The 25084-nt window shown below is 59.2% G+C and carries 28 protein-coding genes and 1 pseudogene; 16 read left to right on the forward strand and 13 right to left on the reverse strand.

The features are described 5' to 3' along the window. Nucleotide 1 precedes the first annotated feature (1 nt). The 8 genes from I6L36_RS06560 to I6L36_RS06595 all read left to right on the forward strand — a co-directional run bounded on the left by I6L36_RS06560 (nt 2) and on the right by I6L36_RS06595 (nt 7669). Entirely contained in the window at nt 2-583 is a 582-nt protein-coding gene (locus I6L36_RS06560) for an ash family protein (RefSeq protein ID WP_109112427.1), read from the forward strand. Continuing rightward, nucleotides 580-738 (forward strand): hypothetical protein, encoded by a 159-nt coding sequence (locus I6L36_RS06565; protein ID WP_162540571.1) that lies wholly within the window; start codon nt 580-582, stop codon nt 736-738. Before I6L36_RS06560 ends, I6L36_RS06565 begins: the two co-directional genes overlap by 4 nt. After that, nucleotides 735-995, forward strand: coding sequence for a hypothetical protein (locus I6L36_RS06570; protein WP_069652820.1), 261 nt, complete (start codon nt 735-737; stop codon nt 993-995). Before I6L36_RS06565 ends, I6L36_RS06570 begins: the two co-directional genes overlap by 4 nt. Beyond that, entirely contained in the window at nt 988-1155 is a 168-nt protein-coding gene (locus I6L36_RS06575) for a hypothetical protein (protein WP_162540572.1), read from the forward strand. Before I6L36_RS06570 ends, I6L36_RS06575 begins: the two co-directional genes overlap by 8 nt. After that, nucleotides 1139-1495: a hypothetical protein gene (locus I6L36_RS06580; protein ID WP_109112429.1), complete on the forward strand. Its 357-nt coding sequence runs from the start codon at nt 1139-1141 to the stop codon at nt 1493-1495. The genes I6L36_RS06575 and I6L36_RS06580 overlap by 17 nt, the downstream gene beginning before the upstream one ends. Next, the gene (locus tag I6L36_RS06585) at nt 1492-3756 is read left to right on the forward strand and encodes a DUF927 domain-containing protein (RefSeq protein ID WP_216987090.1); all 2265 of its coding nucleotides are present in this window, start codon (nt 1492-1494) and stop codon (nt 3754-3756) included. The genes I6L36_RS06580 and I6L36_RS06585 overlap by 4 nt, the downstream gene beginning before the upstream one ends. A 406-nt stretch (nt 3757-4162) precedes the next feature. Beyond that, nucleotides 4163-5053, forward strand: a complete 891-nt coding sequence (locus I6L36_RS06590) for a hypothetical protein (protein ID WP_174213913.1) — start codon at nt 4163-4165, stop codon at nt 5051-5053. Nucleotides 5054-5122: 69 nt separating this feature from the next. Beyond that, nucleotides 5123-7669, forward strand: a complete 2547-nt coding sequence (locus I6L36_RS06595; protein WP_216987091.1) for an ATP-binding protein — start codon at nt 5123-5125, stop codon at nt 7667-7669. 166 nt (nt 7670-7835) lie between these two features. Here the strand turns inward: I6L36_RS06595 and I6L36_RS06600 are convergent, their stop codons facing one another. Continuing rightward, a complete protein-coding gene (locus I6L36_RS06600; RefSeq protein WP_001809438.1) occupies nt 7836-8867 on the reverse strand; it encodes an IS630-like element ISAhy2 family transposase in 1032 nt (343 codons plus the stop codon). Nucleotides 8868-9056: 189 nt separating this feature from the next. Between I6L36_RS06600 and I6L36_RS22240 the strand changes: the two genes are divergently transcribed. After that, nucleotides 9057-9272 carry an SEC-C metal-binding domain-containing protein gene (locus tag I6L36_RS22240; RefSeq protein ID WP_367142363.1) on the forward strand — a complete coding sequence of 72 codons (216 nt, stop codon included), beginning with the start codon at nt 9057-9059 and terminating at the stop codon, nt 9270-9272. 1160 nt (nt 9273-10432) lie between these two features. Here the strand turns inward: I6L36_RS22240 and I6L36_RS06610 are convergent. Continuing rightward, nucleotides 10433-10603, reverse strand: coding sequence for a hypothetical protein (locus I6L36_RS06610; protein WP_010673970.1), 171 nt, complete (start codon nt 10601-10603; stop codon nt 10433-10435). Nucleotides 10604-10612: 9 nt separating this feature from the next. Further along, nucleotides 10613-10720, reverse strand: a pseudogene (locus tag I6L36_RS22245) (GntR family transcriptional regulator); the annotation flags it as partial. Nucleotides 10721-10770: 50 nt separating this feature from the next. Between I6L36_RS22245 and eda the strand changes: the two are divergent. Beyond that, a complete protein-coding gene (eda, locus tag I6L36_RS06615) occupies nt 10771-11388 on the forward strand; it encodes a bifunctional 4-hydroxy-2-oxoglutarate aldolase/2-dehydro-3-deoxy-phosphogluconate aldolase (protein ID WP_109113120.1) in 618 nt (205 codons plus the stop codon). A 133-nt stretch (nt 11389-11521) separates the two neighbouring features. Here eda and I6L36_RS06620 read toward each other — a convergent pair whose 3' ends face one another. Beyond that, on the reverse strand, nt 11522-11962 hold the full coding sequence (locus I6L36_RS06620) for a GNAT family N-acetyltransferase (protein WP_042880882.1): 441 nt from the start codon (nt 11960-11962) through the stop codon (nt 11522-11524). Between the two features lie 182 nt (nt 11963-12144). On the opposite strand from I6L36_RS06620, the gene I6L36_RS06625 reads away from it, so the two are divergent. Then, a complete protein-coding gene (locus I6L36_RS06625) occupies nt 12145-12645 on the forward strand; it encodes an SRPBCC domain-containing protein (protein WP_010673967.1) in 501 nt (166 codons plus the stop codon). 72 nt (nt 12646-12717) lie between these two features. On the opposite strand, the gene I6L36_RS06630 is transcribed toward I6L36_RS06625, so the two are convergent. Together I6L36_RS06630 and I6L36_RS06635 are read right to left on the reverse strand one after the other, a co-directional pair. After that, complete coding sequence (locus I6L36_RS06630) at nt 12718-13224, reverse strand: GNAT family N-acetyltransferase (protein ID WP_010673966.1); 507 nt, start codon at nt 13222-13224, stop codon at nt 12718-12720. A 152-nt stretch (nt 13225-13376) separates the two neighbouring features. Beyond that, nucleotides 13377-14567, reverse strand: a complete 1191-nt coding sequence (locus tag I6L36_RS06635) for a GNAT family N-acetyltransferase (protein ID WP_109113119.1) — start codon at nt 14565-14567, stop codon at nt 13377-13379. 263 nt (nt 14568-14830) lie between these two features. On the opposite strand from I6L36_RS06635, the gene I6L36_RS06640 reads away from it, so the two are divergent. Genes I6L36_RS06640 through I6L36_RS06650 form a run of 3 tightly spaced genes read left to right on the forward strand, consistent with a single transcriptional unit; the run spans nt 14831 to nt 17279 of the window. Beyond that, the gene (locus I6L36_RS06640; RefSeq protein WP_109112094.1) at nt 14831-15649 is read left to right on the forward strand and encodes a DUF3100 domain-containing protein; all 819 of its coding nucleotides are present in this window, start codon (nt 14831-14833) and stop codon (nt 15647-15649) included. After that, on the forward strand, nt 15646-16095 hold the full coding sequence (locus tag I6L36_RS06645; RefSeq protein ID WP_042016367.1) for a hypothetical protein: 450 nt from the start codon (nt 15646-15648) through the stop codon (nt 16093-16095). Before I6L36_RS06640 ends, I6L36_RS06645 begins: the two co-directional genes overlap by 4 nt. Next, nucleotides 16095-17279 (forward strand): M20 family metallopeptidase, encoded by a 1185-nt coding sequence (locus I6L36_RS06650; protein WP_109112095.1) that lies wholly within the window; start codon nt 16095-16097, stop codon nt 17277-17279. The genes I6L36_RS06645 and I6L36_RS06650 overlap by 1 nt, the downstream gene beginning before the upstream one ends. Before the next feature lie 66 nt (nt 17280-17345). Here the strand turns inward: I6L36_RS06650 and I6L36_RS06655 are convergent, their stop codons facing one another. From I6L36_RS06655 to I6L36_RS06670, 5 genes are all read right to left on the reverse strand, one after another. Further along, nucleotides 17346-17984, reverse strand: coding sequence for a LysR substrate-binding domain-containing protein (locus tag I6L36_RS06655; protein WP_254052365.1), 639 nt, complete (start codon nt 17982-17984; stop codon nt 17346-17348). Next, on the reverse strand, nt 17939-18307 hold the full coding sequence (locus tag I6L36_RS21930) for a LysR family transcriptional regulator (protein ID WP_254052366.1): 369 nt from the start codon (nt 18305-18307) through the stop codon (nt 17939-17941). The genes I6L36_RS06655 and I6L36_RS21930 overlap by 46 nt, the downstream gene beginning before the upstream one ends. Continuing rightward, on the reverse strand, nt 18307-18945 hold the full coding sequence (gene pdxH, locus I6L36_RS06660; RefSeq protein WP_010673959.1) for a pyridoxamine 5'-phosphate oxidase: 639 nt from the start codon (nt 18943-18945) through the stop codon (nt 18307-18309). Before pdxH ends, I6L36_RS21930 begins: the two co-directional genes overlap by 1 nt. Before the next feature lie 157 nt (nt 18946-19102). After that, nucleotides 19103-19426: a hypothetical protein gene (locus I6L36_RS06665; protein ID WP_039039894.1), complete on the reverse strand. Its 324-nt coding sequence runs from the start codon at nt 19424-19426 to the stop codon at nt 19103-19105. Then, nucleotides 19423-21390, reverse strand: coding sequence for a reprolysin-like metallopeptidase (locus tag I6L36_RS06670; protein WP_109112096.1), 1968 nt, complete (start codon nt 21388-21390; stop codon nt 19423-19425). Before I6L36_RS06670 ends, I6L36_RS06665 begins: the two co-directional genes overlap by 4 nt. Nucleotides 21391-21601: 211 nt before the next feature. Between I6L36_RS06670 and I6L36_RS06675 the strand changes: the two genes are divergently transcribed. Beyond that, on the forward strand, nt 21602-22813 hold the full coding sequence (locus tag I6L36_RS06675; protein WP_109112097.1) for an RsmB/NOP family class I SAM-dependent RNA methyltransferase: 1212 nt from the start codon (nt 21602-21604) through the stop codon (nt 22811-22813). A 67-nt stretch (nt 22814-22880) separates the two neighbouring features. On the opposite strand, the gene I6L36_RS06680 is transcribed toward I6L36_RS06675, so the two are convergent. Next, nucleotides 22881-23225: a Grx4 family monothiol glutaredoxin gene (locus I6L36_RS06680; protein WP_010673955.1), complete on the reverse strand. Its 345-nt coding sequence runs from the start codon at nt 23223-23225 to the stop codon at nt 22881-22883. A 287-nt stretch (nt 23226-23512) separates the two neighbouring features. Here I6L36_RS06680 and sodB point away from each other — a divergent pair, with 287 nt between their 5' ends. Next, nucleotides 23513-24097, forward strand: a complete 585-nt coding sequence (sodB, locus tag I6L36_RS06685) for a superoxide dismutase [Fe] (RefSeq protein WP_010673954.1) — start codon at nt 23513-23515, stop codon at nt 24095-24097. A gap of 110 nt (nt 24098-24207) precedes the next feature. Here the strand turns inward: sodB and I6L36_RS06690 are convergent, their stop codons facing one another. After that, a complete protein-coding gene (locus I6L36_RS06690) occupies nt 24208-25020 on the reverse strand; it encodes a VacJ family lipoprotein (RefSeq protein ID WP_029314176.1) in 813 nt (270 codons plus the stop codon). Between the last annotated feature and the right edge of the window lie 64 nt (nt 25021-25084).

Here is a 25084-nt window from a genome sequence, read left to right on the forward strand (position 1 = left end):
CATGAAAGAACAATATGGGCTCACTGCCCAGGGCGAAGCCTCGCCCAAATTCCAAGGGGTGGGCTTGTCCCACAACGTCCAACGGAGTACGATTCCTCTTGCAGCGGCAAAATCCGTTGCCGAGATTGGCGTCTCGGAAAGTGTCTTGGAGCCGACCCACGCTCTCGCGTGGTTTTTTGTCGGTACTCGATCCCCATTTCTTGGGGCGCTGCTGGCCTACCTGGTTGGCAGTGCCTACCGTGTTATGGCGGCTCGGGCGAGGGCTCTGCAAGGAGCGCTGGATCCCAAGGTCTCCAGTTACGCCAACCTCGTCCGGGCTGTCACCAGAAGATTGGCGTCTATCTGTGGCAGTGACAATTTGCTGACCTTGGAGGCTGCCATCATGGCTACTGTCCCCACCCCTGCTTTACCCAAAATCTTCACCTTCTTGATCCAGCGTCCTCGCGTCGGTCGTCTGGCTGAGCTTCGGCGTATCCGCACTATCGCCATCATCGCCAATACCGAGGCTCAAGCCCGCGCCAACTTGCCAGGCTTGTCGTTGGTGTTTATGTCCCGCACCCCTAGCAAGGGGGTGGCCGCATGACCCAATCCACTCCATCCCGCCTAGAGGCACTGCTCGAGCAGTTTGCCGATGCCCTGGAGCAAACCGACCTGTGCCTGCAAGAGCTGGCGCAGTTCAACGCTTTGCTCGATGCCCTACGTATAGAGATAAGGCTCTGCCAGGAGGTGCTGGCATGACCTATTTCGCATGGGCCAACGGCAGCGAGCCGACCACCTTCATTGGCCCCACTCACCCCCGTACCGGGAAACGTTCACAGCAGGGCAGCCTCAGCGCTTTCCTGTGGCGAAGCGATCGGGACCGTTTCATTGCACAGACCAAGGGCGCCGCGGTGGCCGTTACCGCCAAGGAAGCTCGAGAGCTGAAAGCCGGATTGGATGATCGGGCGTTCAAGGAACTGGTTGCCGTTCTGCTGGGAGGGACACGTCATGAGTAATCGACTGATCAATACCCTGAATGGCCGGATGTGGCGCGAGTTGTCACGCAATCCACTGCGCCCCGCGGTACTGCGGGAACTCTTCAAGCGGGTGACCAAGACCCAGAAACAACCAGGCGAGCGCAATGCAACAGGGGGTTGCCATGACCGAGATAAATAAGCTGGTGGAGCAGTTAGCCCAGGCCTACTTGGCCGCCCGGGGCAATGTGTTTACTCACCTGGGGATCCAGCTTCCCCTTGCTGCTGAGTCACTGACCATGGCCATTCAGAACAACATCGTGGGCGCTCACCTCGAAAACGCCGGGGCGCAGCAGGGGCAGGCCGATGCCTTGCTCATGCTGCGGCACATGGTGGTGAACGGGACTTTGACCCCTCTGGGCGCCTTGGTGGTGGATCAGATGTATTGCGCCTTCTGCGCCGATGTTCACCAGATGCTCGAAGAGGGAAAGGATCCCGTGGTTGAGCTGGCGAGTGAGAGCAAGCGGAGGGCGATGCAATGACAGCGATACACCAAGGGGCAGCAGGCCCCGGTCATCAAAGCAGTCCGCCATCCCGGGCCGGCGCCTTCCTCAAGTTCGCAGACCTGGACGATCTGCAGGTGGTCGTGATCCACACCGGCGAGCAAGCAAGTCGGGATGCCGGCATCAGGGCTACCCTGCAGCGTGCTCACAACGAGGCGGTGGCCACAGACAACCCGATTGACCCAGAGGTGGAACCAGAACAGGCGCTGTATGTGGGGCCCACTCAGTTGGATGACGGCGCCAGGCTCTACAAGATGGCCGATCGGGATGCCACCAAGAGGGTCATCGTTCACCAGTTCGGCAACCTCGCCCCCGAGAAGGCCAAGCGGCTGATCGTGGCTCTGCGCAAGCAAGCCCCCAAGGCCGAGCTCTACCGCGGCAACCCTGGCCATAATGCCGAGCCCTGGCAGTTGGTGGATGTGGTGGCCTTCGAGCAGACATTGGCGGCAGACACCCCACCGGACGAGGCGCCCTGGCCAGACAATGTGGCTCCGCTCCATCTGGTGAAAAGCAGCCCAGAGGAAGGGCCAGAGCTGCCAGCAGGGTTCGAGGTGCGGGGCTCGCGCCTGTGCGCCCTGATGACAGTGGGCCGGGGTGAGGATGCCCGGCAAGAATGGGTACCCATTGCCAGCCCAGTCCATGTGCTGGCAGAAACCGCAGATGAGCAAGGCCGAGGCTATGGCCGCTTGTTGGAGTGGCGGGACAGCGCGGGGCGGGTGCGCCAGTGGGCCATGCCGGTGCGCTCCCTGGTCCCGCGCAACGGTGAGGAGGTGTTTGCCGCGCTGCTGGATGCGGGGCTGCCCTTTATCGAGCTGAGCCATAAGCGCAGGCTGGCAGCCTACCTGATGAGCTGCCAGCCCAAGCGGCGTATCACCTGTGTCGAGCGCACAGGGTGGCATGGCCATGCCTATGTGCTGCCCGGTGGGTCCATTGGGCCGGATGCGGAAGGGGTCATTCTGCAGACCGCCGGCTACACCGCCAGCGACTTTACCGAGCGCGGTACCCTGGCCGGCTGGCAACAAGGGGTGGCAGGACTGGCTGTGGGCAACTCCCGCCTCTGCTTTGCACTGTCACTCGCCTTTGCGGCTCCCTTGCTCTCCTTGGTAGGCATGGAGGGCGGTGGCTTCCACCTCAAGGGCGAGAGTACCGACGGCAAAACCACGGTGATGAAGGCGGCCGCCAGTGTCTATGGCCACCCGGACCGATATGCCCAAACCTGGCGGGCCACCGGTAATGCCATTGAGGGGATCGCCAGCCGGCGCAATGATGCCCTGCTCTGTCTGGATGAACTGGGCGAGCTGGACGGCCGGGAAGCAGGCCAAACTGCCTACATGCTGGCCAACGGCCAAGGCAAGGGCCGCAGTAAGCAGGATGGGGAGCTGAGAGAGCGTAGGGCCTGGCGGTTGCTGTTCCTCTCCACCGGTGAGTTAAGTCTCGAGGACCATGCCGCCAGTGTCGGGAAGAGTACCCAGGCCGGTATGGAGGTGCGGACAATCCAGATCCCCAGCGATACCGGGCACCATGGCGCCTTTGAGTGGCTGCATGGCATGGATGGAGGCCGCAGCTTTGCCGACACCCTGAAAGCCAACACAGAAGCACATCACGGCATCGCTTTTCGCACCTATGCCCATGTCCTGACTCAGACCATGGATGAGCAGAGAGAGCGGCTGAGGGCCGAGATTAAGCAATTGGCAGCCGAGCTGACTCCCAAGGGCGCGGGTAATCAGGTTGGCCGAGCTATCAACCGGTTTGCGCTGGTGGCCGCAGCCGGGGAGCTGGCCACCCGATTGGGGGTGACCGGTTGGCCAGAGGGGGAAGCCATCAGGGCGGTGAGGGTTTGCCTCAAAGCTTGGCTGGCAGAACGGGGGCACCTGGGCAACCAGGAGGACACAGCCACCTTGATGCAGGTACGTGGATTTGTCTTTGCCCACCAGTTCACACGCTTTGCCGACTGGTTCGACTCTAGCCATCGTCCTGCCAACATGGTGGGTTTTCGCAAGGTGGAGTCGGATGGGGTGAGCTTCTTTGTGCTGCCCCAGGGCTGGCTTGAGATCACCAAAGGACGAGACCCCAAGCGAGCCGCCATCTTGTGCCTTGAGGCTGGCTATCTGCTAACAGGCATAGACAAGAAGCGGCTACAGCGACAAGTCAGATTGCCCGGCATGGGGAAAGGGATGAGGGTCTATGTGCTGGGTGAGCGGGTACTGGGTGATGAGGGGGATGGCTTGGAGGACGAATAACCAATGTCAGCAGGAGCTAATGGGCCACCGAGTGTGGCCCTTGCCTTTTCTGCCTCAGGCGCGCGCGTGAAAGAAGAAACAAAAACGGTGGCTACAGTGGCTACACCACAACAAAACACCTCTGTAGGCCTTATGTATCAAGGGATAGAGGTGTAGCCACTAGGCTGATTATTAGTGGCTACACATTGGCTACAGTGGCTACAAAAATGGCCTGTAGCCACCGAGTCAGAGGCGTGTAGCCACCTGTAGCCACCACTTTTTTGGGTAGTGGCTACACAACAAACCCAGCAATGGCGCGGCCTAGAGGGGAGTTGTAGCCGCGTAGCCACTGTAGCCACCGTTTTTTTCATACATAGAGTGCAGACAGCTGAGCGAGATCACACTTTTACTGCAACAGGGGGTTGCCTTGAGATTGACCAACGAACAACGAGAGCTGGTGCTCGAACTGCGCCGCCAGCACTCAATGAGGGAGGTGGCTAACATAGCCGGCCTGCCATTGGGTACCGTGAAGTCCATCATCAGCCGGTCGGGGCTGTTTGCCGATAACCCAAGGCACCGGGCCATGTTCACCCTGCCTTCACTACAAAGCTGCAGGGAGACCCTGCCGGCGGTACCTGAGCAGCCTCCCCAGCAGGTGGTGACAGGAGACAAGGAAATCGACGCCCTGCTCTGGTTACGCCAGGTTATAGAGACTGGTGACCCGGGCCGCATTGAACAAGCGAAGGAAGCTGCAGGGCGGATAGCCACTCCACTCGAAGAACTGGAGACGCGCTACGGTAAGTGGCTGGTGGCCAGTGCCGGGCATATCATGGCGGGCCTTGGCAGCATCGGCTTTGCCAACCTGGATGGCCTGGCAGAGCGTGCCATCGGACGACGAGCCAAGGAAGCCGAGGCGGTTGGGCGCTTTGGGGATGAACTGTGGGATGACACACCGGCGGAAGTATTTTGCCTGGAGAGCCTGCGAACGGTTGAGCGAGTGGAGTGGGACTACCCGCCGGAACAAGTGGCCGATCGGTTCAAGGCTCTACCCGAACTGATGCCGCACACTTTGAGTGACTGCCTTCACGAGCTGGCTTACTGGAATGACCTTCACTACCTGCGAAAGGCCTGTGATACCAGTGGAAATTACGAGCATCGCATGGAGTCGTCAGCCCGAGACTGGTTCATCTTCGGCCTGCTGGCAGAGCTGCGACCGAGGACCCGGGAAGAAGCCAAGGACACCCTCCGCTACCTGATGACTAGCGATCGCCAAGATATGCCAGAAGCGGAGCAGATCCTGGAAAATCTTGTCAGTTAACCCTCTAAATCATTTTTGAGTGCGACATCAAGCACAGATATATCATTAAGTGGATTCAACGGTTCCCGAATGTATCTCGCTAATGCTAATGTGTTTTTCATCACTATAGCTACCTTTGGGGGTGAAGAAATGCAAAACGAAAATGATAAAATGGCTTTAGCCGTACTGGATTCCGCTCAATTAACTCGTATTGAAGCTGTACATAGAGGGTTCTTATACCAGCATTTGTATGCAGTTGGCTGTCTATTATTGGCACCTAAGCTCGCCATCGATTTAGTACAGATTGAACTTGATGAGGATATAGAACTTGTTGCTGGGGGGCGGCATATTTATGTGCAGGTCAAAACTCGATCTAACGCAATAATGCCCAGTGATATTGATGGTGTTCTGGAACGCTTCGAGCTAATACGAAAAGAACATAGTGATAAAAAACGTAAAGGAGAATCTTTATTTATTATCGTGGCCAACCAAGCACCTGGTCCTAAACTTCAGAAAGTTATCGATGAACATAGACTGCCTCCTGATGTTTTTTTCCTATCCCCACATTCTCCTGCAGAGCCTTTTCTAGGTCTCCCTCCAGCTTGGTTGACACTGGTTGATGCTGCTACCTGGTGTGTCACTGAAGCAGAAAAACTGAATTTTTCGATGTTATCTCCAGAATCCTTAGTATGGAAATTAGCAGGACTGGTACAATTTGCCGCTACGGGAAGTCCCCTGAACAGAGAACACTTATTCCACACAAGCGACCTTCCTGCATTATTTGAACAGTTAATTGTTCAGCTACAAGATTTTCCCGCACCTCCAATTTTATATAGACCGCAAAAAATGGAGCCGTCACTTACATCTGAGGACCATGTCCGTATCATTTGTGGTTTATCTGGTGCAGGAAAGACTGCTTGGGCGGCACAAGCAGCAGTACATTGTACGGATTTGTGTGCTTACTATGATGTAGGTGACCTGCCGGGACCCGCATTAGCTAGCACACTGGTACGTGAACTAGCTGCAAAGTTTGCAAGCAAAGATCGGCATGACTTACGCAAGATCCTTCTTCCTGGTTCCAGTGGATATGAAGCTCTCAGAACGTTCAACTCATTCTTAAAACAGCAGAATGTCACACTGTTGCTGGTATTGGATAATGCGCATCGAATACCTGTAGAGAACCTGCGTGATGTCCTGAATGCGGCGACTAACATACGTTTTGTCCTGCTATGCCAACCCCATGACAATGTTCGCGAACTAGAAGCTGTGTTAGATCTCCAGCGCGAAACGCTCCTAGGTTGGGACATTGATGCAGTGGCCGCGGCAGTGGATGAACTGGGCGGTTTTGGCACAGCCCTGGGATATGAGCAACTGAGAGCCTACACAGGGGGTCTGCCGCTATATGTTCAAAGCGCATCAAAAATTGCAGTCTCAGGATACCATGGTGACATCGACGCACTTTGTGCCGAACTTAAACAGCAAGAAAATAGTGTTGAAACTGCACAGGAAATTATTATTTCACGTGTTTATAGAGAATTGGAAGGATTAGTTAAAGACTCCCTGGCATTATTTAGCTTGGCTGATGTAGGGTTAAGCAGAGAGGAAGTTTCAGAGCTCCTAGTTCAGTCCCTTAATATTTCAAGAAGCGCTGCTGCTACACTCATAAAAAAAATGAGAGCCACGGGAAATATAGAAATTTTTGGCAATCAAACAATGAAAGTCCATGACGCCATAAGAGCATTAGGTCTACAGCATCTGGAGCTAATGAACCCTCAGGTGACTAACAACGCATTGTTAGCGTTAAGAGATCTACTGATCGCAAGTCTTCATGAAACTCGCGACACTTCTAGGTTCTCCTTGTTAACGCAGGTTTTCATCAGGCTCAACGATGTTATGGCGCTTATTTCTCTTTCGGGTGAGGAGCTATTTCATGAAATGGGGATCACCGTAGACATAATGGCCAGCCTTGAAAATGCATTAAATTCAGATACGTTGGACCCTGTTCATAAATTCTGGGCTTTAGATGGAATTATTTTCTCTGAATTTAGGCAAGGGGATTTTGATAAAGCTTATCATCGATTTGAAGCTATGGAGGCGCTACTCGCAGAGAATGAGTTTGGCTACAGCGAGGAAGCTGCCTATATAATGAAGAAAATATTGTTCTCAGCAGATATTGGTAATGCCAACGATGTTGAACAGCTTGTGACTGATTTTCGTCACAAGCTACCAGATGCCGATCATAAACGTATTTTTGACTATAACTATGCTATTGCTCTATGGAAACTGAAGAAACACCAAGATGCAGAAGTTTTGTGTCAAGAAATAATAGGCGATTATTATAGTATAATCGGAATTAGTCCTGATGATGTAATGGGTAAAAATGCAGATGTGTTATGGGAAATAATAAATAAGCCAGAAAATGTACAAGAGCATATTAAGCATCTTGCAGATGCCCTTGAGCTTTACGCCAGAACTCTGGATGCTCAGAAGAAAATAGCTCCATTCGTTCGTATTCATTCTATGAAATTCTACAATATGGTTCGGGCTGCAGATTCTATGGTTCGGGTAGGACAGGATTTGGCTGATGAATTTGTTGCTAGGGAAGGTGCGAATAAGTACCCTATGTGCCAAAACTAAAAAGTTTAGCCATTTAATATCAATAATTTAGAATGGTGTGTTTTTGTGCCAAGTGACTTGTTAGCACCTTCCCTAGAGGAGATTATATAGGCGCTCGAGAAGTCATGGAACAACACGTGCTGCCAGTCGTACATGGAGAAGGCCTAAATAACTGATCCCAATAGTGCTACACCTTCGCTGTGCCATAGCCATTCCCCGGGAAAGGAGACACGGTATCCATGAAGTGTTTCACTCGGGCCAGCAGGTTTGCCATCCCTCTGCATTGATGATTGCGCGTGATGGTTTCATGTAACTTGTGCCATAGCCGTTCTATGTGATTAACCCAAGGGCTGTAAACTGGCTGGAACACCAGGCAGAACTTGGGATTCTTCTTCAACCATCGCTCGGTCTGTTTGCTTTTGTGAATGATGTAGTTATCGAGGATCAACGTGATGGTTTTGGCTCGTCGGTAGTGGTGGCGCAGCTTTTCCAGCATGGCAATAAACAGCGATGAGTTTTTCTTGATCCCGCTGACGTAAAGTACCCTTCCGTTGCCTGCGTGGAGAACGCCTGCCAGATAATGCTTGGCATTCTGCCCCGGTGTGACAACCCGCTTTTGCTGCGCTCTGAACATCCAGTCGGCTCCTAATTTGGGATTGAGGTCTATATCGACTTCATCCTCATAAAACACCGGATTATCGGCATCACAGCGGGCCAGCGCGGCGTCGATATTCGCCATTTTTTCCTGATAGGCTGGGTCTTTTATCCGCAAGGTCGGCACGGGCCTGCGCCAGACAATGCCCATACGAGGTAACCATCGGCGGAGCGTGGAGGCTGCCACATTGAGCCCTGTTAACCGATTGATTTTTATAGCCAATAGTTCAGTACACCAACGGCTGCGCTGATAACCAAAATCTTGCGGAGAAAACTGCATGAGCAGCACCAGTAGGGTGACAATCTTGGCGATAGGTAAGACTGGGGCACGGCCAGCCGGTAAGGCTTCTAGCGCATCTATGCCTTCATCTCGATACCACCGAAGCCAACGACCGATGGTCGAGCGCGCAGCGCCGGTAAGGTGATGAACATCGGTGATCGTGCGTCCTTCATGTAACAGCAAGATGGCCATCAAGCGACGAGCATGTCCTTTATCACGGGTGGCATGGATGATTTTGTGAATGCGGCGCCGTTGTGGTCGTGGCAGAGGTGGTAGGATAGGCATCAACTCAGTCCTTTGGGTGTGGCTTGTTTTGTTTAGCGACTAATCAGATCGCACAAACTGGACTGAGTTCCCTTCCTCCGGTGATCTACTATTCGGAACAGCTATTTAGTGAATCGATTAGTTCAGGTCCGAAGCCAGTATGCAGTAATACTCGCCCTTTGTGGGCAACACGATGAGGCTGGCGCAGAAATGCGGCGTTTGTCTCCTTATATTGAAGGGCTAACCGGAGACCAACGTACAGAGGTTGAAAATCAGTCAAGATACATAACGCAGTTAAAGCATCAAGCTAGGGTTGCCAGCCAGAAGCCCAAGTTGGCATTAAGTCAATATTCGGAGAAAATTGGCAGAAATGAGCAGTGCCCTTGTGGTTCAGGCCTCAAATTCAAAAAGTGCCACGGAACCTGAGAAGGATCCTACATGGCTCGTCATCTAGTAACGGAACTAAGTTGTAATGTTTGTACAGAAGTAGATCTCACCCGAGACTAGTTTCGAGCTGCGTGTTGTTTTAGCTATACTTCCTGCCGTCACCTGGTGGGCTCTGTTCATGCTGCGCCATTCCCTGGCCATTAGCTGTACTCACCAGGTGGCCCTCTGAATCGGCAGTGTCGTGGGTTCCCTGATATGCCATGCTCCAAGCGGTAACTCCGCACCTAACTCGACGGGGATCCGTTACACCTGGTACCGCCACTGGCCACAAACTCCGCGGCTAAGCCGGCAGAAAGCCAAGGGCGGTGATGGAGCGCTCCTGCCACGGCATGTGAAACGACCTCCCACCGCTACCGAATGAGCCATCCTTCCTGGGCCGGCCGCTTGCCCCTATCAGTACCTGCGCAATCCCCTCTGAACTGCGCACTACAAACTGCGCAATTTGCGCATTTTTCTGCGCACAAGCCGCTGTGCAAAATCGAAATACAATGGTGGTCCAATACTGGAAGAGCTAGGTGTAGCAAGGGCTGGAGGCGTTGGTGGAGGCTTAGAGAGTGCGCAATTGCGCAGCCCAGTGAAAAACGAATTACGTCGGCACGAAGAACAACACGGTGAGTATGAATCGTGGGATCCGGGTCATAGGAATTTGAACCCGCATCCCGAGAAGTGCGTCGCGAGCGCTCGAAGTAGCCGGAGACCTGGCCGGCTTTTTCGCGGGGTAGACCGGTACGCCTCAATGGCAAAAATGTGGGGTGGCTTATTCGCCAGTAACACCAATAGCAACATCACCATCCTGATAGATACAGCAAAATCATTTAAAATCAATAACATGAATTATAGATTCAGACTCCCCCAGCCAAACGTTTGGAAAGGGCCACTTCGCAAGAAGTGGCCCTTTTTGTATCCTTTTTCTCACCTTGAGAGGATGTATCCGCCCCACGAGCGCAGCACATCTCCAGATCAGGCCAAAGGCTCTGCGAGGGGTGGCTGCATTTGACATGGGCCAGCTCCAGGTGGCGTCGCCAGCAAAAACCGGCGAGTGGAGCAGCAATTTGCCCGGGAGCTGTGGGCCACGCCATCAGCCCAGCGCCTCCATGGGGTTGAAACAACCTCGAGGGTTCGCCCCCGAGAATCTTCCACTAGCCGTTGGCAGTGGAAGGCTGGGTCAGATGAACGACGGGATTTTCGGAGAAGAGGTAGCGGTCATCCTCCATTTCGTCATCGAAGATGGTGGCCTGGAAGAGCATCTGCTTGGTGTTCTCCAGGTGCTGCCACATGGCCAGCTTGGCCGCCTGCGGATCCTTGCGCATCAGGGCCTTGAGGATCTGGTCGTGATCGTCGCACCAGCTGGAGATGGCCTTGTCGTCGATATGCTCGTGGAGCTTGCGCCAGTAGGGGTTGCGCTCGCAATGCAGCCAGGGAGCCAGGGCTTCGGGGTGGGCGAGATCGTCGTCAAGCGCGGCTCTGAGGTTGCCTGGTGGTCACGGCAACGCAGCGGATCGAAATCGCCGCCCTGCGGTTGTCCGCCAAACAGGTGATCGACACCACGGCGGCGGGCAACTCCTTCAGCGCCGGTTATCTCGCCGCACGCCTGCAAGGGGCCGACGTCACCCCCGCCGCCGCAGAGGCCATCCGCCAGATGCGCGCGGCCTACCCGGATCTGCTGATCGGGGCCGGCACCGTGCTCAACCGCGAGCAGGTGGATGCGGCCGTTGCGGCGGGTGCTGACTTCATCGTCAGCCCCGGCTTCAACCCGACCACGGTGCAGTACTGCCTGGACAAGGACGTCACCATCATCCCCGGGGTCAACAACCCCAGCCTGGTGGAGCAAGCCATGAAGATGGGGCTTCGCCACCTCAAGTTCTTCCCGGCAGAGCAGTCAGGCGGCACCGCCATGCTCAAGGCCCTGGGCGCCGTCTATCCGGTGCGCTTCATGCCCACCGGCGGCGTGACGCCGGCCAATCTGAAAGAGTATCTGGGGCTGAATGCCGTGATCGCCTGCGGCGGCACCTGGATGGTGCTGGCCAAGCTCATCGACGAGGGCAGGTGGGAAGAGCTGGCCGCCCTGGTAAGAGAGGCCGTGGCGGCCCTGTGATCATCGGTTGAGCGAGGGAAGGTCTGCCCTCCCCCGGATGTGTTGAAGAGCCACTTCCCGCGAAGTGGCTTTTTTATGCCCTGCCAGGGCTGGAGATCAATGTGCGGTGCGGTTGCCGCAGTCTGCCAGCGGCTTATTCCCCTGCGGCATCGGGCGTCAACACCAGCCTGCGCCAGGGGCCCGTGATGTCGCAATGACCCGTCTCTTCGGTGTTCTCCCAGCCCAGGCGATGATAGAAAGCCATCGCCGTGGTGTTGCGCATGGCCACCTTGAGGGAGGCCGGGGAGGGGTATCCGGCCAAGCCGGCGGCAAGCAAGGCCCGCCCCATGCCCTGCCCGTGCCAGTCCGCCACCACGTAGAGATGATGCACGAAGCTCTCGGCCCCCCAGATGGAGACGAATCCGCACGGGCTGCCCCCTTTCTCCGCCACCCAGATCTCCTCGCCCCGGGTCTGCTCGGCAAAATCCTCGAGCCGGAACAGGGCGGGATCAACCCAATGGAAGGCCTGGCGCCTTCCCTTGAGGAAGAGCTGCGCCAGCATGGGCTCGTCAGCTTCCGTCATCATTCTGATCATGACACCATCCTTGCGTTGCGTGCTTGTCGCTTCCCACTCTCGATGGATCCCGCCGTGCTGTCAAATCGGCAATGTGGACCCTCTTGAATACGTAACCGTGTGACACAGGGCTGCCTATTTTATCGCCTCAGGGGCTATACTGCCGAGGTCCCGTCCATGACTGGTTTGAGGTTCACTGATTTATGGATAACAAGCAAATTGAAGGCAGTATTCTGGTACCCGCCCACATTGACGATGTCTGGCGGGCCTGGACCACGGAGAGCGGGCTGCGCAGTTTTCTGGCGCCGGAGTGCCTCATGGTCCCGGAACCCAACGGACCGTTCGAGATCTATTTCAGACCCGATGCTCCCCTCGGCGAGCGTGGCAGCGAAGGGTGCCGGGTGATGGCGGTCATGCCCCATGATCTGCTCAGCTTCAGCTGGAATTTCCCTCCCCAGTTTCCCCACATTCGTCAGCAGAAGACCCAGGTCAGCCTGCGCTTCGTGCCGGAGGGCCAGGGCACCCGGCTCCACTTCCTGCAGACCGGCTGGGCGCAGGATCCAGACTGGGACCAGGGTTATGCCTACTTCCGGGAGGAGTGGCTGGAATTGAGTCTGCCAAGGCTTCAGTACCGTTTCACCCACGGTCCCATCGACTGGAACAACCCGCCGGGCAAGCAGCAGCTGAAATCCCTGGCCCAGTGACGTCCGTTCAAGCGATGGGCATGGCATGAAAAAGGACCCGCTAAGGGTCCTTTTTCATGGATGGGCAGGCGGTCACTCCACCGGCTCTTCATCGAACAGGGGGTGATAGAGCACCTCGCCCCTTACCCCGTCGAGCCCGCCGGGTTGCAACTCCATCGCCATGAAACACTCCGTCGGCACCTCGTAGATGCAGTGCAGGCCGAAGTCGCTGGCAGGCCGAAAGCCGAAACGGGCGTAGTAGGCAGGGTCCCCGAGCACCACCACCGCCTTCCAGTCCATCTCCAGTGCCGTGTCCAGCCCTTCCCGCACCAGATCCGAGCCAATGCCCTGCCCCTGCCAGTCGGGATGCACGGCCACGGGTGCCAGTCCCAGCCAGGGCCCTTCCTGTCCCTCAATGGTGATCGGGCTCAGCATCAGGTGCCCCATGAACTCGTACTCTTCCTCCTCGACCATGGTGACCACGGCGGCCCCACATTCTCGCAGGCGGTTGACCAGTTCGGCCTCGTCGGGACGACCAAAGGCGGCACTCACCAGCTCATAGACTGGCAGCATGTCGCCGGGACGCTCGGTTCTCAACATACAGCGTTACTCCTCGTACAGCAGGGCGACCATTATTCCACAGAAGTGGGGCGCCACTTCACTGCCTTTGTCTGAAAATGGGAGGGCGGACTCAGGAAAACACCTGACAGGCCCCGCACCAGGCTTCGCGATGAGCTCTCTTGTGCCAGTCATCAGCGTCCGTCATCAGGCTGTCGCAATCGCCGCAGATAGGCGAGGCCCAGATCCCCGCACTCCTTGAGCAGGGCGCCACCACCATGGGCCTGCACCCCGGGCGCCTCTGGCGCCAGCATGGCCAGGGGATAGCGCCGCACCGTCAGCCCACTGAGTGTCTGCTCGCCCTCTGTCGCCTCCCCCGCCATGAAGAGCGCCACCCCCTCATCGTGCAGTATGGCCACGACCACTTCCTCGTCATCCAGCCAGGGGGCCAGCGCCTCTTTGCGTGCATCCGTCAGACGCGCCGGGCGATCCAGCCGCCAGTGATCGAGCTCGAGGGCGCCATCGGCCGGATCTGACCGATGCCCGTCATGGTGCATGCCAGTCTTTTCCATCACCCGGCCTGAGGCGAGGTTGCCCGGCATGTGGCGGGCGGTGAGGGCAGGCAGGTGCCACTGTTCGAAGGCAAACGCCCTGACCAGGCTCGCGGCCCGGGTGGCCAGCCCCCTGTTCTGCCAGGGCACGCCGACCCACCATGCCAGCTCCCCGTGCCAGTGCAGGGAGAGGGTGCCGACCAGGGGAGCGGGCTCATCTCCACGCCCCTGGGGCAGAGTCAGGGCCCAGGTGCATCCCAGCCCGAGAGCAGCCTTGCGCCCGCTCAGGGCAAGCCAGTCCCGCGCCGCCTCCGGCGAATAGGGGTGGGGGATGTTGAGGGTATAGCGGGCGAGCGCCGCATCCGAACAATAACGCAGGATGGCGCTCTCATCGCCGGGCAGCAGGGGGCGCAGCACCAGCGCGTCCTGCCCGCCAGGCTCGCGCAGCACCGGGGTCATCAGGCGGCGGGCAAGCAGGCGTTGCAGGGCAACCCCAAGGTCGTCATCGGCACCGAGGCGGTGATCCGCCCCCACGGGCCCCAGGGTGAGCAGGCCGCTCTCTCTGGCCAGGGTCAGCAGGGAGCCGGAGGCAGCGATCAGGATCTGCCGGTCCGGCTGTGTCGCCATCAGCGGGGAGGCGGCCTCACCCAGCCAGGCGGCAAGCAGGTCGCGGGCAAGGAGAATGCCATCTGGCGGGCTGGCCGCCCAAGGTGCCATCTCCCTCGCCTCCCCTTTGCCAAGCAGCAGCCACCAGCGGTTTCCCCGGTGCTGCCAGGCCTGCAACGCCGCTTGCCAGGAGGGGCGCCAGAGCGCGCCCTCTATCAACAGATCCATTCCTTCCCCCACATCCCCCCCCCCCGGATCAGGCACCGGGTGCCCGGGCGGCACCACACTCCTGTCTGAGGCAGCATAAGCAGCTGCCAATGAGTTGTTAAACCATATGTTTACCATGGTTAAACGGCATACCCCATGAAAAAATGCCATATGGCTGACTTGATGGCGGTCACATTCCTTCCTCTCTTCGCTTCCTATCATGCCCCCATCATGGCGTGACCAAAGACGCCCATGAAGGACAACGGATAACAAGAGAACACACTATGCAGCCAACCAGCCCACTCAAAACGGTAGTAGTCAGTACCCTGGCGACCGCCCTGCTGATCTTCGTGGCCCAATCCCTCATCGGGAAGCAGGAGATCAGACTCGGCATCGCCATCATCCCCATCCTGCCCATGCTCTTTGCCGTCATCATCGGCATGATCGTCTCCGCCAAGCCCGTCAAGGATCGCATTCCCGGCTGGAAGAGGCTCTTCACCGAGCGAGAAGAGGGCTTCTGCGGCAAGATGGTGGGTTTCAGCCTGCTGATCCTCGGGACCCAGTATGCGAGGATGATCATCCCCAACCTCAAGATGATCCTGAGCGTCGGCGTACCGCTCTTCCTGCAGGAGATAGGCAACCTCCTGCCCATCCTCATCGCCATTCCGCTGGCGGTGAAGTTCGGCTTTGGCCGCCGCGCCATCGGGGCCTGCTCCTCCATCAGCCGTGAACCCTCGGTCGCGGTGATCCAGGGCAAGTTCGGCACCGGCTCCCAGGAGTACATCGGCGTGCTCGCCATCTACCTGTGCGGCTCCGTCATCGGCACCCTCTGGTTCAGCGTGCTCGGCAGCATTGCCCCCCTCACGGGGCTGCACCCCCTGGCCCTGGCCGCCGGTTCCGGCGTGGGATCCGGCTCCATGCTGAGCGCCGCCTCCGGTGCCCTCATCAACGGCCTCGATGAGGCGATGGCCCAGCAGGTGCTCAGCATCGCCGCCGCCTCGAACCTGCTCTCGTCGGCCCTGGGAGCGCTCTCCCTCACCTATCTGGGTCTGCCGCTCGCTGAAAAAATCTATGCCCTGACCGCCAAAGGAGAGAAAGCATGAAAAGCATCGTGATGGATATGCGCTTCGTCTTCCTGGCGATCCTGCTGGCCATGTTCACCCAGACCCTGACCTCGGGCCTGCCGCTGTGGCAGATGGGGGACAGCTTCGTCGCCATGTCCTTGGTGGTGTTCGCCTCCCTGGTGACCAAGCGCTATCTGCCCTCCTCCCTGCCGGCCTTTGCCTATGCCACCATCATCGGCATTCTCATCTGCCTGCCCGAGACCCCGGTGCGCGGCCTCTTCATCGATGCCGTGGCGAAGATCTCCTTCCTCTCCTGCTGCGTGCCGCTGCTGGCCTTTGCCGGCCTCTCCGTCGGCGGTCAGCTCGAAGAACTCAAGAAGATGTCGTGGAAAGTGATCCTCATCTTCATGATCGTCTCCACCTGCTGCTTCTTTGGCGCCTCCCTGGTTGCCCAGCTCGGTTTCTCCATTCAAGGGATCATCTGATGAACCACTACCATATCGAACCTGACCTGTTGGCCCTGCGCGACTTCAGCTACGAAGTGCGCCACCACCTGCACCGCATCCCGGAATACTCCGGGGCCGAGTTCAAGACCTCTGCCTACTGCCGTGGGTTGATGGAAGAGTTCGGCTACAGGATCACCCTGTATCCCGGCTTCACTGGTTTTCACGGGGATCTGGCGGTCGACCCCACCCTGCCCACCATTGCCTTTCGTGCCGACATGGATGGCCTGGAGATGCACGACATGAGCGAGGTGGCGTTCAAATCCACCCATGAGGGGATGGCCCACAACTGCGGCCACGACTCCCACATGGCGATCGCTCTGACCGCCGCCAGGTTTCTGGCCGCCAACCGCGATCGCCTGCGGTACAACGTCCGCTTCATCTTCCAGATGGCGGAAGAGGACATGCGCGTCCCCGGTGCCGAAAAGATGGTAGAGCTTGGCTGCATGAAGGGGGTGGACGAGGTCTATGCCCTGCACAACGACGGCGCTATGGAGACGGGCACCATCAAGTTCAACCAGGGGGTCATGTCCTCCTGGGGGTCGGCCTGGACGCTTGATGTGCACGGCATCTCCGCCCACGGCTCCCCCCCCCCCCACAAGGGGCTGGATGCCATCCGGGAGGCGGTGCGGATCATCGAGGACATGGACTACATCGTCGCCAAGCGCACCAGCCCGTTCAGCCCGGCGGTCTTTGGTTGCGGCATGATCAACGGCGGCACCATTCCCAACGCCATCGCCGATCATGTGCAGGCCCGTGGCACCATCCGCGCCATGGATGCCGAAACCGACCAGATCCTGAAAAACAGCTTCAGGGACATCATCGCCCAGAGCGAGCTGCGCGGCTTCAAGACCACCATGGTCCATGCCGGCTACCCGGCGGTGGAGAACCACCCCCAGGCCTGCGAGCGCCTGCAACAAGCCGCCTCGAATGTGTTGTCCAGCGACGGGATCAACGCAAAGGGCCAGCCCATGACCGGCAGCGAGGACTTCAGCTACATGATCAACGCCACGCCAAGCCGCATGGGGGCCATGTTCTTCCTCGGCAGCGGCAATCAGGCCAAGGGGATCTGCAACTACCTGCACGCGAACCCCTATTACCTGGACGACGACTGCCTGCTGGTGGGAGCCCAGATCTTCGTCAATCTGGCGACCCGAGCCGCCTGAGGGGTCAGTACAAGGGGATAGCAATGCAAAGAGAGGCCGACGGCCTCTCTTTTTTATGTCTCGGCGTCAGAGCCAGGGCAGAGTTGCAGACGGAGCGGGCGTTCCCTGGTTGAGCAGCGCCAGCTGCACCGTCTCCCGGCTCACATGGGGGGCATAGAGGTGGATGAAGTCGTACATGTAGTCCCGCAGGTGGGCGTGCCTGCGCAGGCACACATGGGCCACGCTCGAGGCGATCAGATGATCGATGTTGAGGCAGACCAGGCTCTCCCTGTCCCCTTCGTCGAACGCCGAGGTGGCGATCACCCCGACCCCCATCCCCAGGCGCACATAGTGCTTGATGATGTCGCTGTCGGTGGCCGTCAGCACGATGCGGGGGCTGAGGCCATGGCGACCGAACGCCTTGTCCATCTTGGAGCGGCCGGTGAAACCGAACACATAGGTGATGAGGGGATACCGGGCCAGATCCGCCATGGCCAGCGGCTGGCAGTCCAGCAGCGGATGGCCGTGGGGCACCACCACGCTGCGCCCCCAGCGATAGCAGGGCACGGTCGCCAGCTCGTCGAACAGGTGCATGGACTCGGTGGCGATGGCCATCTCCACATCCCCGTTTTGCGCCATCTGCGCCAGTTGGGCAGGGGCTCCCTGATGCAGCTGGATGCTCACCTCGGGGTAGCGGCGGGAGAATTCGGTAATGACCGCCGGCACAGCTTGTAGCGGGCCATGGTGTGGGTGGTGGCGATGCGCAGCACCCCGCTGGTGGCCAGCTGATCCCCGAGGGAAAGCTGACCAATCTGCTCCACCTGGGCCACCACTCCCCTGGCCAGCTCCATCACCTGCTCCCCCATGGGGGTCAGGCCCGCCAGGTTCTTGCCCTTGCGGGTAAACAGCGCCAGCCCCAGCTCCTCTTCCAGCATCTTCATCTGCTTGCTGAGGGTCGGCTGGGAGGTATAGAGCTTCTCCGCCGTCGCCGAGATGTTGAAGTTGTTCTTCACTATCTCGGTGAAGTTCTTGAGCCGGGCGATGTTCATCAGGGCGCCAGGCGCTCGATGTGCCAGCCGTCCCCCTCGCGGGTGTAATAGAAACGATCGTGCAGACGATGCTCCCCGCCCTGCCAGAACTCGACGGTGTCGATGCGCACCCGGAAACCACCCCAGAAGCTCGGCAGCGGCACCTCGCCATTGGCAAACTTCTGCTTGAGTTCGAGGAACTTGGCCTCCAGCACGCCACGGGCCGAGATGCGGGTCGACTGTTTGGAGACCCAGGCGGCGATCTGGCTATCCTTGGGACGGCTGTGGAAATACTTCATCACCTCGAAGGTGCTCATCTTCTCCACCCGACCGGTCACGTGTACCTGTCTGTCCAGGGTGTGCCAGGGGAAGAGCAGGCTGATACGGGGGTTGCCCTCCAGCTGATGCGCCTTGCGGCTGCCCATGTTGGTGTAGAACACCATGCCTTCGGCATCGTAGTGCTTGAGCAGCACGGTGCGCTGCCAGGGCTGGCCATCGGCATCCACGGTGCCCACCACCATGGCGGTGGGATCGGTCAGTTTGGCCTCGCACGCCTGGGCCAGCCACTTCTCGAACAGGGCGAGGGGTTCGGCCGGCAGATCGGCCCGGTGCAGTCCACCCCTGGTGTATTCGCGACGCAGATCAGCCACATCCATCATCTTGATTTTCCTTCTCTCTTTCTCTGCCGCCCGTGCGGCGATGGGTGCAGGCATTGTGCGACGAGCGCGCCATGGGTACAAGCCTCGGGGCGGCCAAATGGCGGAGCAAAAAGAGAGGGAGGCTCATGCCTCCCTCTTTATGCCGATGGCCGTCAGCCTACTGCTTGCCGTCAACCGGCGGGCAATGGGCCAGCATGCGCCGGTTGTAGTCCGCCGCATAGGCGCTCAGCCTGGCATGGGCCTCCTTCTGATCCGGCTTGATGACATCCCCGAATCCGTCGAGATAGCGCACGCCGCAGCGGGCCTTGGCCGCCGCCTGCTGATCCGCCGCGATCCCGGGCGCCACCTCGCCGCGCCCGGCCCGCACGATCAGCCGGTAATCCTGCCTGGCGAGGCTGGCGCTGACCGCCTGATCCAGGGTGTCTGCATCGGCCTGACAACCGCCGAGCAGGGTGAGCAGCAGCACCCCTGCCAGTCTCATGCCCGCCTCCGCTGCCAGCCCAGCAACGCCAGGGCCAGGGTCCAGAAGCCGAGGGCACCACCGCCACCGCTTCCCCCCTCTTCACCGCGCTGGGTGACCGAGAGCTTGAGGGGACTGATGGCGAAGAAGATGTTGTCGCTGCACGCCACCTTCAAGCGGGCAGTGCCGTCCTGGCCCGCCGGGATGGTGACGCTCGCCGAGCCCGAGTTGGGTTTGCCGCTGGCAAGGGGAGTCCAGTTTGCCCCCTCGTCCCGGGTCATGAAGAGATCCACCTTGCTGCAGTTGATGGGGGCTGCATTGGAGCCAGCCACTTCCCAACTGATGGTCTGCGTCTTGCCCGCCCCCAGGGGGGTCACCACCGGGCTGGTCAGGGCAAAGGCCTTGCCGGTGTTGACCACCTGGATCTTCATGTCATCGCTGGCGACACCGCCCTTGCCGTCCCGCGCCGTGAGGCGGAAGTTCAGGTCCCGGTTGGTGGCAGGCCAGGCCTCCCCTATTGCCAGGGTGTTGGTGAGCAGGGAGGTGAGACTCGGCAGGGTGCGCTCCGGCACGCTGGTCGGCGCCACGAAACGGAACAGCGGGCGGCTGCCGTCGTCCACCATGGTGGCCGGGCTGCTCGACTCCGTCCCCAGATCGATCTGCTCCCAGGTGTAATTCAGCGGATCGCCGTCAAGATCGGCCCCCGCCCCCTTGAGCACGAAGGGGGTGTTGGCGGGAATGACGTAGTCATTGCCTGCCGCCACCTGGGGCGCATTGTTGACCAGCGCCAACGGGGTGCCGCAATTTGGCTCCGTGGCCATGTGGGCCCGCATCTGCTCGATGGACTTGCTGTGGAAATAGGGCTCGCTGTGGGGCTGCAGATCTTCGTCTCCGCAGATCCCCGCATAGGCCATGATGGAGCTGCCGCTGCCCGGCTCCCAGGCCTGGCTTGCCTCCCGGTTGCCGCCACCACAGCTGCCTGTGGTGCCGTTGAAAGTGTGCTCTGCCCCGAACTGGTGACCAATCTCGTGGGCCACGTAGTCGATGAAGAAGGCATCCCCCACCGGCTCGGAGGAGCCCGTCATCCCCGCCGATTTTTCGTCGGTACAGAGTACGCCCAGTCCCGCCAGGCCACCGCCACCGGTATTGACCACATGGCCGATGTCGAAGGCCCCCAGACCCTTGGTCAGGGCATCGGCCTGCACCTGCATGTTGGCATCGATATCGCCGTCATCATTGTTGAAGGGATCGTTCGCCACGTCGGTGAAGATGATGGTGTCGTTGCCGCTGGCCAGCTGGAATTCGGCCGCCACGTCACGCTGGTAGACCTCGTTGACCCGGTTGAGCAGGGTGGTGATGGCGCCAAGACCCGCCTCCACGGTGCCACCGTGATACTGGGTGTACTCCCCCGCCGCCGAGATGGCGATGACATAGCGCTTGCGCTCGTTGCCATCCACCAGCACCTGGCGGGCCAGCTTTTTGGCCTCGCCCCCGATCACCTTGTCCGCCTCTTCTTCCAGCCGGCTGTGAGCATCCTGCTGGTAATAGACGGCATAGCCTTCCCCATTGCGAAGGGGATCGACGAACACCATTTTCCCTTCATGGCTGAACATGGCGTGGAATCCCTGGGGACCGAGATCGAAGCGCCCGGTCTCGCCCAGCGCCACTTCGTTATGCCCCTTGAAAGCCAGGATATCGGGATATTTGGCAGCCAGATCCGCTGGCAGCAAATCATAGGGTTGCAGGCTGAAGGTCACCTCCTTGCCATCCGGCAGGGGCAGGGTCAGGCGGCGCTCGCCCCCCTTCAGGGCAGCCAGGTAATCGGTGGAGACGGTGACGATGCGATACTGGCTGGCCCTCACCTCGTACCCGTCGGCGGCGGTGGCCCGCGCCGTGACCGTATGCCACTCGCCGGCCATCAGGTTGCCGGACGTCATCAGACCCGCCACCAGCACCGCCAGCGGAGAATATTTCATCAACTGCATCTTTTTAATTCCTTTTTAAACGGATTCACCTGAACTGCCACGGCATCATTTGCCCGCTGGTCCGATTAGTCCAGCAACATCCTCTGTACATTCCTCGAATGGGGAAGGTTGCACCAATGCAGACTAGCCCCTATCATGGCGCGGATTTGTCCGTTCCAGAACCCCTCTTCGACGGGGCCGGTTCACTCTTTCTTTGGCCAAGGTTAATCTCATGCTCAAGTCCCCACTGTTGCCCCGTTTCGGGGATCTGGTCGTTGCCATCGTTGACGATGTGCTGGGTCAGGGTCTTACCCTCGACCGCGCCTATGCACGTCACTTCTCCGGCATCGAACTCAAACCCCAAGAACAGGCAAGGATTGCCCTGGTCACCGGCGATCTGCTGCGCCGCCTTAGCCTCTACTGCTTCCTCACCGGCATCCAGGTCCGTCAGGCGGAGAAGAATGTCTGGCCGCTGCTGCACAGCTGGCACGCCTTCCACAAGATAGATCAGCCCAACCACCCGACCCTGGATCGCTTCAACGAGGAGGCGTTCCGCCGCCGCCTGACCGAGGCCAAGAAGAACCCCGTGCTGATGGACGGCTGCCCTGCCTGGCTGGAAAAACTCGGCAGCGAGCAACTGGGCGACGCCTGGCCGGCCGAGCGTGCCGCCCTGGCCTGGATGCCCAAGCGTTACCTGCGGGTCAACACCCTCAAGTGCACCCGGGACGAGCTGCAAGCCATGCTGGCCAAAGAGCATGTCACCACAGTGCCCGTCGACGGAGTGGAGACCGCCCTGCAAGTGACCTCGGACGCCGCCCTGTTCCGTACCCAGGCCTTTGCCGACGGCTGCTTCGAGCAGCAGGATGCCGGCTCCCAGCTGGTGGCCGCGGCCCTGGACGTGGCGCCCGGCATGCGGGTCATCGACGCCTGTGCCGGTGCCGGCGGCAAGACCCTGCACCTGGCCGCCATGATGCAGGGCAAGGGCCGTCTGCTGGCCATGGACGTGGAAGAGTGGAAACTGGAGAACCTCAAGCAGCGCGCCCGCCGCGCCGGTGCCCACAACGTGGAGACCCGGGTCATCACCAGCAGCAAGACCGTCAAGCGCCTTAAAGAAAGCGCCGATCGCGTGCTGCTGGACGTCCCCTGCTCCGGCCTTGGCGTGCTCAAGCGCAACCCGGATGCCAAGTGGCGCGACACCGCCGAGCGCCTGCCGGTGCTGGTCGCCCTGCAAGAGGAGATCCTGCAGCGCTACAGCCAGATGGTGAAGGTGGGCGGCCTGCTGGTCTACGCCACCTGCTCCATCCTGCCCGAGGAGAACCGCCAGCAGGTGGACAAGTTCCTCGCCGCCAACGAGCACTTCCGCCTGATCGGCGATCACAACGTCAGCCCGGCCGAGACCGGCTTCGACGGCTTCTACATGGCGCGCCTCGAGCGCATCGTCTGATGTCTGTCGTGGGCACAAAGAAAAGGGGAGCCAGTGGCTCCCCTTTTTGCATGGTATGAATGCGGCCTTATTCGGCGGCAGCGTCATCCTGCTTGTGCTTGGCGGCAGTTTCCTTGATCAGGGTCTGCAGCTCGCCGGCCTGGAACATCTCGATCATGATGTCGCAACCACCGACCAGCTCGCCCTCGACCCACAGTTGCGGGAAGGTGGGCCAGTTGGCGAATTTCGGCAGCTCGGCGCGGATGTCCGGGTTCTGCAGGATGTCGACATAGGCGAAAGGCTCGCCGCAGGACATCAGGGCCTGGGAGGCCTGGGCAGAGAAACCGCAGCTGGGCAGCTTGGGGGATCCCTTCATGTAGAGGATGATGGGATTCTCAGCCAACTGCTGTTTGATCTTTTCAATAGTTTCCATAAATGCCTCACTGGAGCGATTTCGGCGGCCATTCTACTGCAATCCGGGCAGACCACAAACTGGCAAACCGTTGCGAATGAAAGAAGTCATGCATCAATACGCCGCAGCTTGATCCGGATCATGGCAAGAATCAAGGGTTGTTCGCCCATCTTTGATACTGCTACAATCGACGGGCTTTGGGCCGTCTGGCCCCCTCATTTCAAGAACAATTCTTTTCAAGATAGAAAAGAGTACGCAATGTCTTGCAACCGTCGCCTTCGCACGGACCAGCCAATGGAGAGTAGAAAATGGCTTTCGAACTTCCCGCTCTGCCCTATGCAATCAATGCTCTGGAACCGCACATCTCCCAGGAAACCCTGGAATACCACCATGGCAAGCACCACAACACCTACGTGGTCAACCTGAACAACCTGGTGCCGGGTACCGAGTTTGAAGGCAAGTCTCTGGAAGAGATCATCAAGACCTCCACTGGTGGCGTCTTCAACAACGCTGCCCAGATCTGGAACCACACCTTCTACTGGCACTGCCTCTCCCCGAACGGCGGTGGCGAGCCCACTGGCGCCCTGGCCGATGCCATCACCAAGGCCTTCGGCTCCTTCGCCGAGTTCAAGGATGCGTTCACCAAGTCTGCCATCGGCAACTTCGGCTCCAGCTGGACCTGGCTGGTGAAAAAGGCTGACGGCTCCCTGGCCATAGTCAACACATCCAACGCCGGTTGCCCGCTGACCGAAGCCGGTACCACCCCGCTGCTGACCGTCGACCTGTGGGAACACGCCTACTACATCGATTTCCGCAACCTGCGTCCGAAGTACATGGAAACCTTCTGGGCCTTGGTCAACTGGGAATTCGTGGCCAAGAACCTGGCTGCCTGATAAGCCTTTCTTGCCAAAACGCCCCGCACTTGCGGGGCGTTTTTTTATGGTCGAATACCTGCCATCGACAACAAAGGCGCCCGCAGGCGCCTTGTGGAAGATGACCGTGCTTACTGGTCTATCTCGTCCATGTAATCGTCGAGGTTGCCATCATCCGCCGCCTCTGGCTTCTGCTCTTGGAGCTCGGGTTTGCGACCCGTCACCTTGCCATCGTTGTACTGCAAGTAGAAGTCCTTGGTCAGGGCGTAAGGATCCAGCGCGTTGTCGATGATGCGCTCCTGATCGATCAGCTTGGAGCGGGTACCGAGGCCATCCAGCGCCCAGTGCACCACCTTCAGCGGGAAGGTCAGCAGGGCATAGGGGAAGTAGATGGTATCGATGGTATCCCCAACCAGTTGCCGGGTGGTGGTGGGACCGTAGACCGGCACCATCAGATAGGCGCCATCCCCGATGTCGGCCTTGCCGAGCACGGTGTCCATCTCCAACGTGTTGCGAGCCAGGCCCGCATGCTTGGCCACGTCGAACAGACCGAGCAGGCCCACAGTGGTGTTGAGGGTGAAGCGGCCCAGGTTGGTACCGGCCCCTTTCAGATCACCCACCAGCAGGTGGTTTACCATGCTGCTCGGCTCGTCGAAGTTGTCCACGAAATTCTCGATGCTGTCCCTCACCCCTTGCGGGACATAGCGGGCATAGCCGTGTACCACGGGGCGCGCCACATAGGGCTCCAGCACGTCATAGTTGACGGCCCACATGGCACGGTTGGGCCCCTGGAAGGGGTCGCGAGGATCGCTGGCCGTGCTGGATGCCCCGGGGCGGCTCGGGGTCTCGCCGAGATCCAGGCTCTCCGGGCCCGGCTTGGGAGGCCCGCCCGCACAGCCCGCGAGCAGCAATGCCACCGCCAATGCTCCTGAACGCAGATACATATGAAAGTCCTAAGATTTTTTTGGGTATTGATATGAATTATACAGGGGGCCCACCCCAAGGGGT

The organism is Aeromonas sp. FDAARGOS 1406 (genome assembly GCF_019048565.1).
Lineage (GTDB): Bacteria > Pseudomonadota > Gammaproteobacteria > Enterobacterales > Aeromonadaceae > Aeromonas > Aeromonas caviae.